Annotated in this window: 7 protein-coding genes; 5 read left to right on the top strand and 2 right to left on the bottom strand. The window is 57.8% G+C overall.

From position 1 onward, the window contains the following. A partial coding sequence (gene gorA, locus DBR24_RS08900) for a glutathione-disulfide reductase (RefSeq protein ID WP_256591352.1) occupies positions 1–1,146 on the top strand: 1,146 nt, incomplete at its 5' end. On the opposite strand, the gene DBR24_RS08895 is transcribed toward gorA, so the two are convergent. Next, complete coding sequence (locus DBR24_RS08895; protein ID WP_128614533.1) at positions 1,143–2,159, bottom strand: DNA-binding protein; 1,017 nt, start codon at positions 2,157–2,159, stop codon at positions 1,143–1,145. The two genes, gorA and DBR24_RS08895, sit on opposite strands and share 4 nt — an antisense overlap. 177 nt (positions 2,160–2,336) lie before the next feature. Between DBR24_RS08895 and DBR24_RS08890 the strand changes: the two genes are divergently transcribed. The 3 genes from DBR24_RS08890 to ahpF all read left to right on the top strand — a co-directional run bounded on the left by DBR24_RS08890 (position 2,337) and on the right by ahpF (position 5,671). Beyond that, positions 2,337–3,275 (top strand): site-specific integrase, encoded by a 939-nt coding sequence (locus DBR24_RS08890; protein WP_128614532.1) that lies wholly within the window; start codon positions 2,337–2,339, stop codon positions 3,273–3,275. Positions 3,276–3,412: 137 nt separating this feature from the next. Then, positions 3,413–3,976: an alkyl hydroperoxide reductase subunit C gene (ahpC, locus tag DBR24_RS08885; protein WP_034154256.1), complete on the top strand. Its 564-nt coding sequence runs from the start codon at positions 3,413–3,415 to the stop codon at positions 3,974–3,976. Positions 3,977–4,108: 132 nt separating this feature from the next. Next, entirely contained in the window at positions 4,109–5,671 is a 1,563-nt protein-coding gene (gene ahpF / locus DBR24_RS08880) for an alkyl hydroperoxide reductase subunit F (protein ID WP_128614531.1), read from the top strand. Positions 5,672–6,185: 514 nt separating this feature from the next. Here the strand turns inward: ahpF and gloA are convergent. Continuing rightward, a complete protein-coding gene (gene gloA / locus DBR24_RS08875) occupies positions 6,186–6,707 on the bottom strand; it encodes a lactoylglutathione lyase (RefSeq protein WP_007963339.1) in 522 nt (173 codons plus the stop codon). Positions 6,708–6,845: 138 nt separating this feature from the next. Between gloA and DBR24_RS08870 the strand changes: the two genes are divergently transcribed. Beyond that, entirely contained in the window at positions 6,846–7,364 is a 519-nt protein-coding gene (locus tag DBR24_RS08870) for a DUF4946 domain-containing protein (RefSeq protein ID WP_128614538.1), read from the top strand. Positions 7,365–7,430 lie beyond the last annotated feature (66 nt).

The following is a 7,430-nucleotide window of genomic DNA, read 5'->3' as shown; positions in this document are numbered from 1 at the left end:
AGCCTGGGCGAAGCGAATTTCGATTGGGCGACGCTGATTGCCAACAAGGATCGCGAGATCAACCGCCTCAACGGCATTTACCGCAATCTGCTGGTGAACAGTGGCGTGACCCTGCATGAAGCGCACGCGAAGATCGTCGGCCCGCATGAGGTCGAGGTTAACGGTGGGCGCTTCACCGCGAAAAACATTTTGATCGCCACCGGCGGCTGGCCGCAGATTCCACAGATTCCGGGGCATGAGCACGCCATCAGCTCCAACCAGGCATTCTTCCTCAAGGAGCTTCCGAAACGCGTGCTGGTGGTCGGTGGCGGTTACATCGCGGTCGAGTTTGCCGGGATCTTCCACGGACTTGGGGCGAACACCACCTTGCTGTATCGCGGTGATCTGTTCCTGCGCGGCTTCGACGGTTCGGTGCGCAAGCATCTGCAGGAAGAGCTGACCAAGCGCGGCATGGATCTGCAGTTCAATGCCGACATCGCGCGCATTGACAAGCAGGCCGATGGCAGCTTGAAAGCTACCCTCAAGGATGGTCGAGTGCTGGAGGCGGACTGCGTGTTCTACGCCACTGGCCGGCGTCCGATGCTGGATAACCTGGGCCTGGAAAACACCGATGTGCAGCTCAACGACAAAGGCTTCATTGAGGTCGACGAGCAATACCAGACCAGCGAGCCGTCAATCCTGGCGCTGGGCGATGTGATCGGTCGTGTACAGTTGACCCCGGTGGCATTGGCTGAGGGCATGGCGGTGGCGCGACGTCTGTTCAAGCCTGAGCAATACCGTCCGGTCGATTACAAGATGATCCCGACGGCCGTGTTCAGCCTGCCGAACATCGGCACAGTCGGCTTGACCGAAGAAGAGGCGCGCGAGGCGGGTCACGACGTGGTCATTTACGAAAGCCGTTTCCGTCCGATGAAGCTGACGCTGACCGAGTGTCAGGAGAAGACGCTGATGAAGCTGGTGGTCGACGGCAAAACCGATAAAGTCCTCGGTTGCCATATGGTCGGCCCTGACGCCGGAGAGATCGTGCAGGGGCTGGCGATTGCATTGAAGGCTGGTGCCACCAAGCGCGACTTCGACGACACGATCGGGGTTCACCCGACGGCCGCCGAAGAGTTCGTCACAATGCGTACGCCGGTCGGCGCTTAAGCGTTTTTCGGTTTGGCCTGGTCTGGCGCTGCCGCAACGGTGGCTGCCAGACGTTGGCTTTCTTCCAGGCTTGCCTGCACTTTACTCAATTCCTTTTCCAGTGACTGGTTGAGCAGTGCCTGCTCCTCGACGCTCTGTTTGAGTGTCTGGCTTTCCAGCGTCGCTACGCGCAAACGTTCCTGGAGGAGGGTGCGTTCGCTGTCGACGCGGGTCGCTTGCTCAAGCAATTGATCCTGGCGCTGATTGCTCTGCTTGAGCTGATCCTGCAACAAATTCAATTCGCGTTGAGTGCCACGATTTTCCGTGAGCAGGCGTTCGTTGTCGCGATGCAGTTGAGTGATTTCATCCTGGCGGACTAGCGCACTTTGCTGTGCCTGACGTAGTTCGGCCTGAATCTGCTGCACTTGCGCTTCGTGGCGACTTTGTTCCTGCTCGCGCTGCTCTTTGGTGGCGTTGCGGTAGTGCTCCAGTGCGTCACGGGCGTGCAGGTGCTTTTCTTCCAGTGAGCGGATCTGCTCGTCCTTGTCCTGCAGGCGCAATTCGAAATCGGCCAGTGCCTGATTCAGACCGGCATTACGGGTTTGTTCGGTTTGCAACATGGAGCGGGTGTTGCTCAGTGCTTCGGACTCACGCTCCAGCGCGGCGCCTTGAATGTCGTGCTCGTGCTCGAGCTTTTCCAGGGCCTGGCGGGTTTGCTTCAGTTCCGACTCCAGGGCTTCGCGTTGCGCTTCGAACTGCTCGCGTGCCTGCTCGATCGGCTCTTGCGCCTGTTCTTTCAGGCGTTGAGCGAGGCGCGAGACCAGTGCAGTCAGCTCGTCATCAATCGGTTCGGCCGAGGCTTCGATTGGCTGGGCGCCGTCATCCAGTTCCTTCAGGTAGCGATGGATCGTGGTTTTCGAGCCGGTATTACCCATTTCGATGCGTACTGCATCAATGCTCGGGTGTTCGCCGCGGGCCAGAATCGCGGTGCGCGCAATCTGAACCAGCGCTTTGGTAATGCCGCCACGGGCCATGAGAACTCCTACGGTTACGTACTGTGGTACATGCCACTAAAGTACGCAGTGTACCATTCAAAAAATAAAGTTAAACCTTTGATATCAAAGACGCGGGATATACTGGTATTACCCAGTGTCAGGTGATTAAATCCGCTTTTTGATCCTTGAATCAGTACGCCTGCGAGAAAACTGCCCATGAGCGATATGGATCGCTATCTGCAAGCCGCTACCCGCGACAACACCCGACGCAGCTATCGCGCGGCCATCGAGCATTTCGAAGTGACGTGGGGAGGTTTCCTGCCGGCCACGGCAGACAGCGTGGCGCGTTATCTCGTCGAACATGCAGGCGTGCTGTCGATCAACACGCTCAAGCTGCGTCTGTCGGCGCTGGCGCAGTGGCACAACAGTCAGGGGTTTGCCGATCCGACCAAAGCGCCGGTGGTGCGCAAGGTGTTCAAGGGTATTCGGGCATTGCATCCGGCGCAGGAAAAGCAAGCCGAACCCTTGCAATTGCGCGATCTGGAACGCGTCGTCGCCTGGCTGCAGCAAGAGGCGCTGACGGCGAAGCAGCAACAGGATCGTCCAGCGCTGCTCAAGGCCTACCGCGATCGGGCGCTGATTCTGCTCGGCTTCTGGCGCGGCTTTCGCAGTGATGAGCTATGCCGCTTGCAGATCGAGCATGTGCAGGCCAACGCCGGCACTGGCATCACCTTGTATCTGCCGCGCAGCAAGGGTGATCGGGAAAACCTTGGACAGACGTATCAAGCGCCGGCACTGCTGAAACTGTGTCCGGTTCAGGCCTATATCGACTGGCTGACCGAAGCCGCTCTGGTACGTGGCCCGGTTTTCCGCAGCATTGACCGCTGGGGCAACCTGAGCGAGGAGGGCTTGCACGCCAACAGCATCATTCCACTGCTGCGTCAGGCGCTGGAGCGTGCCGGTATTGCGGCAGAAAACTACACCAGCCATTCGCTGCGTCGAGGCTTTGCCACGTGGGCCCATCAAAGCGGTTGGGACTTGAAGTCGTTGATGAGTTACGTCGGCTGGAAGGATATGAAGTCCGCGATGCGCTATGTTGAAGCAAGCCCATTCCAGGGGATGGCTCGGATTACGGAAAAGCCGGCTTCGTCGTAGATATCGTTTTCTTCTATTAATACAGTCAGCTAATAGCGAAAACAAATCAGCAGCATCAGGTTTGCCAATGAGCCATCCGTCGAGTGAGTGGGTAGGATTCACCCCATCAACTTCACAACCCTGACGGAGAGTCATCAATGCCTATCATCAACAGCCAAGTAAAACCGTTCAAAGCTACCGCGTTCAAAAACGGCGACTTCGTTCAAGTCTCGGACGCTGACCTGAAAGGCAAGTGGTCGGTCGTATTCTTCTACCCAGCCGACTTCACCTTCGTTTGCCCTACCGAGCTGGAAGACCTGGCTGACAACTACGCTGCCTTCCAGAAACTGGGCGTAGAGATCTACAGCGTTTCCACCGACACCCACTTTGCCCACGCTGCCTGGCACAACACTTCGCCAGCCATCGGCAAAATCGAATACACCATGATCGGCGACCCGACTCACGCCATCTCCCGCAACTTCGACGTGCTGATCGAAGAAGCTGGCCTGGCTGACCGTGGCACCTTCGTGATCAACCCTGAAGGCCAGATCAAAATCGTTGAACTGAACGATGGCGGCGTTGGCCGTGACGCTTCCGAGCTGCTGCGCAAGATCAAGGCTGCTCAATACGTTGCTGCTCACCCAGGCGAAGTTTGCCCAGCCAAGTGGAAAGAAGGCGAGGCCACTCTGGCTCCGTCCCTGGACCTGGTCGGCAAGATCTAAGTCTGTGAGACACGCAACACAGGGCGGAACTCCGCATCTACTTCAGTAAGCTGCACCGCCCAATAAAAAAGCCCGGGCGAGATTCGCTCGGGCTTTTTTTCGCCTCGAATAAAGACACAGGAGATCGCCCGTATGTTGGACGCCAATCTTAAAGCCCAGTTGAAATCGTACCTGGAACGGGTCACCCAGCCGATCGAGATCGTTGCTTCCCTCGACGACGGTGCGAAATCCCGGGAAATGCATGACCTGCTCAAAGACGTTGTCAGTCTGTCGAGCCAGATTGCCCTGATCGACAACGGTGACGATGCCCGCAAGCCATCGTTCTCGATCAACCGTCCGGGCGCCGACATCAGTCTGCGGTTCGCCGGTATCCCGATGGGCCACGAATTTACTTCCCTGGTGCTGGCCCTGCTGCAAGTCGGTGGTCACCCATCGAAAGCCAGCGTTGAAGTGATCGAGCAGATCCGTTCGCTCAAAGGCGAGTTCAGCTTTGAGACCTATTTCTCGCTGTCCTGCCAGAACTGCCCGGACGTGGTCCAGGCACTGAACCTGATGGCCGTGCTCAACCCGAACATTCGCCACGTCGCCATCGACGGCGCGCTGTTCCAGGACGAAGTCAATGATCGCAAGATCATGGCGGTGCCGAGCATCTACCTCAATGGTGAGAACTTCGGTCAGGGCCGCATGGGTCTGGAAGAAATCCTCGCCAAGCTCGACACCGGCGCCATCGAGCGTCAGGCCGAGAAAATCAGTGCCAAAGAAGCCTTTGACGTGCTGGTGGTCGGCGGTGGCCCGGCCGGTGCTTCGGCGGCGATCTACGCTGCGCGCAAAGGCATCCGCACCGGTGTCGCGGCCGAGCGCTTTGGCGGCCAGGTGCTGGACACGATGGCCATCGAGAACTTCATTTCCGTACAGGAAACCGAAGGCCCGAAACTGGCGACTGCGCTGGAAGAACACGTCAAGCAATACGACGTCGACATCATGAACCTGCAACGCGCCGACAAGCTGATTCCCGGCAAGAACGGCGAGCTGCATGAAGTTCACTTCGCCAGTGGCGCGACCCTCAAAGCCAAGAGTGTGATTCTGGCGACCGGTGCACGCTGGCGCGAAATGAACGTGCCGGGTGAGCAGGAATACCGCAACAAAGGCGTGGCGTACTGCCCGCACTGCGATGGCCCGCTGTTCAAAGGCAAGCGTGTTGCGGTGATTGGTGGCGGTAACTCCGGCGTCGAAGCGGCGATCGACCTGGCCGGTATCGTGGCCCACGTCACCTTGCTGGAGTTTGATGTAAAACTGCGGGCCGACGCTGTGCTGCAACGCAAGCTGCACAGTCTGCCGAACGTCACCGTGATCACCAGCGCACAAACCACTGAAGTCACCGGTAATGGCGAGAAGGTCAACGGTCTGCGTTACAAGGATCGCAACAGCGATGAACTGCGTACCGTCGAGCTGGAAGGGATCTTTGTCCAGATCGGTCTGTTGCCCAATACTGACTGGCTCAAAGGCACCATCGAGCTGTCGCCACGTGGCGAGATCATTGTCGACAACCGTGGTGAGACGTCGATCCCGGGCATCTTCGCTGCCGGCGACGTAACGACTGTGCCGTACAAGCAGATCGTGATTGCGGTGGGCGAGGGCGCGAAGGCTTCGTTGAGTGCTTTCGATCACTTGATCCGCACTTCGGCTCCGGCGTAACTGCCAGGCCATAAATGAAAAAACCCGTGAGAGATCACGGGTTTTTTATTGGGCGTGAAATCTTGCCCCTCACCCCAGCCCTCTCCCGAAGGAGAGGGAGCTGACCGAGGTGTCTGGCGTTGTCCATCGACCTGAAAGATCCAGTCGATTATGGATTCAGCGCCAGTCTTTCAAGTCGGCGTAACTCTCCAATATCCCCCAATCAGTTCCCTCTCCCTCCAGGAGAGGAGCCGACCGAGGTATCTGAGATTGTCCATCGACCTGAACGATCCAGTCGATTATGGATTCAGCGCCAGTCTTTCAAGTTGGCGTAACTCTCCAATATCCCCCAGTCAGTTCCCTCTCCCTCCAGGAGAGGGAGCCGACCGAGGTATCTGAGATTGTCCATCGACCTGAACGATCCAGTCGATTATGGATTCAGCGCCAGTCTTTCAAGTCGGCGTAATTCTCAAATATCCCCCAATCAGTTCCCTCTCCCTCTGGGAGAGGGTTAGGGTGAGGGGCTTTTCAGCTTTTACAGCGGCGCAGGCTGAATGATCTCGACCCAATAGCCGTCCGGGTCCTTGATGAACGCCAGGCTCTTCATGCGGCCATCGGTCAGGCGCTTCTGGAAGTCGCAGCCCAGTTCTTCGAAGCGCGCGCACGCGGCTACGATGTCCGGCACCGAGATGCAGATGTGGCCAAAACCGCGCGGGTCGGTATTGCCGTTGTGATAGGCGAAGTCAGCATCGTTTTCGGTGCCGTGGTTGTGGGTCAGTTCCAGAATGCCCGGAATCGACTTCATCCACTCGGTGCGCGCAGCGGCGTCGGCCGGGATCTGCGCCTTGTCGACCAGCGCGAGGAAGTACAGGCTGAACTCGGCTTCCGGGAAGTCACGCTTTTCGACCAGCGAGAAACCCAGCACGCGGGTGTAAAAATCCAGGGACTTCGTGATGTCTTTCACACGCAGCATGGTGTGGTTGAACACGAAGTTGCGGGTTGCGCTGTCTGGCGTGGCGGTAACGCCGGGGAAAGTGTTCAGTTCGTGCAGGCTCATGGGCCCTCCAATAACTATGGGCGAGTGATGGGCGCAATGATACGCATGCCTTGCGGCATCGCCAAATGAAAGGGCAGGCTTGCCCTGCGTGCGGGCGGGGCTCAGACTTTGCCGCTCAATCTGCGAGTGCGCCCGGCAATGATCCGACTGTTCAAAACCCTGTTTGTTTTTTCTGTGTTCTCGCTGCAGGCGGTTTGCGCGTTGGCGGACGAGCCGAGTGTCACCTGGCCAGCAGGCTGGGAAGTCGAAGCGCTACCGGACAGCGCCCCTCAGGTTTCTCGTCAGCGGGCGGTGAAAAACGATGCCGATGGCAATCAGGTGATGGTGATGGAGTTGACCATGACGCAGGTGGAAGCGGGGCATCAGGTGAATCTGCAGGGGGTATTGCTGGAGATGCGCAAGTCGATTCAAAAGGACTTTTTCCAAAGCGGCTACCAAAGTGTCTGCAACAAGGTGCACGCCGCGATGCTTGGCTCTTTATCGGCGCTGGAAACGACTTGCACGGTCACCGAAAACGGTCGACATGTGTTGTCGCAAACGCTGGTGGCGGCGCTCGATGCTGATAAGGCTTATGTTCTTTCCTACGCGGGGCAGGCGCAGGTTTATAAGGACAGCGCAGACGAAATAGTCGCGGTGCGAAACAGCTTGAAACTTTAAGCGTCTGTTCTAGTGGCGGGCTCGATTAGATACCCGAACGGATTAAGCACAAAGTTTGTACGCCAG

This window comes from Pseudomonas sp. HMWF006 (assembly GCF_003061205.1).
Lineage (GTDB): Bacteria > Pseudomonadota > Gammaproteobacteria > Pseudomonadales > Pseudomonadaceae > Aquipseudomonas > Aquipseudomonas monsensis.
The sequence above is the reverse complement of the archived record's forward strand: the minus strand, read 5'-3'. Positions and strand labels throughout refer to the sequence as shown.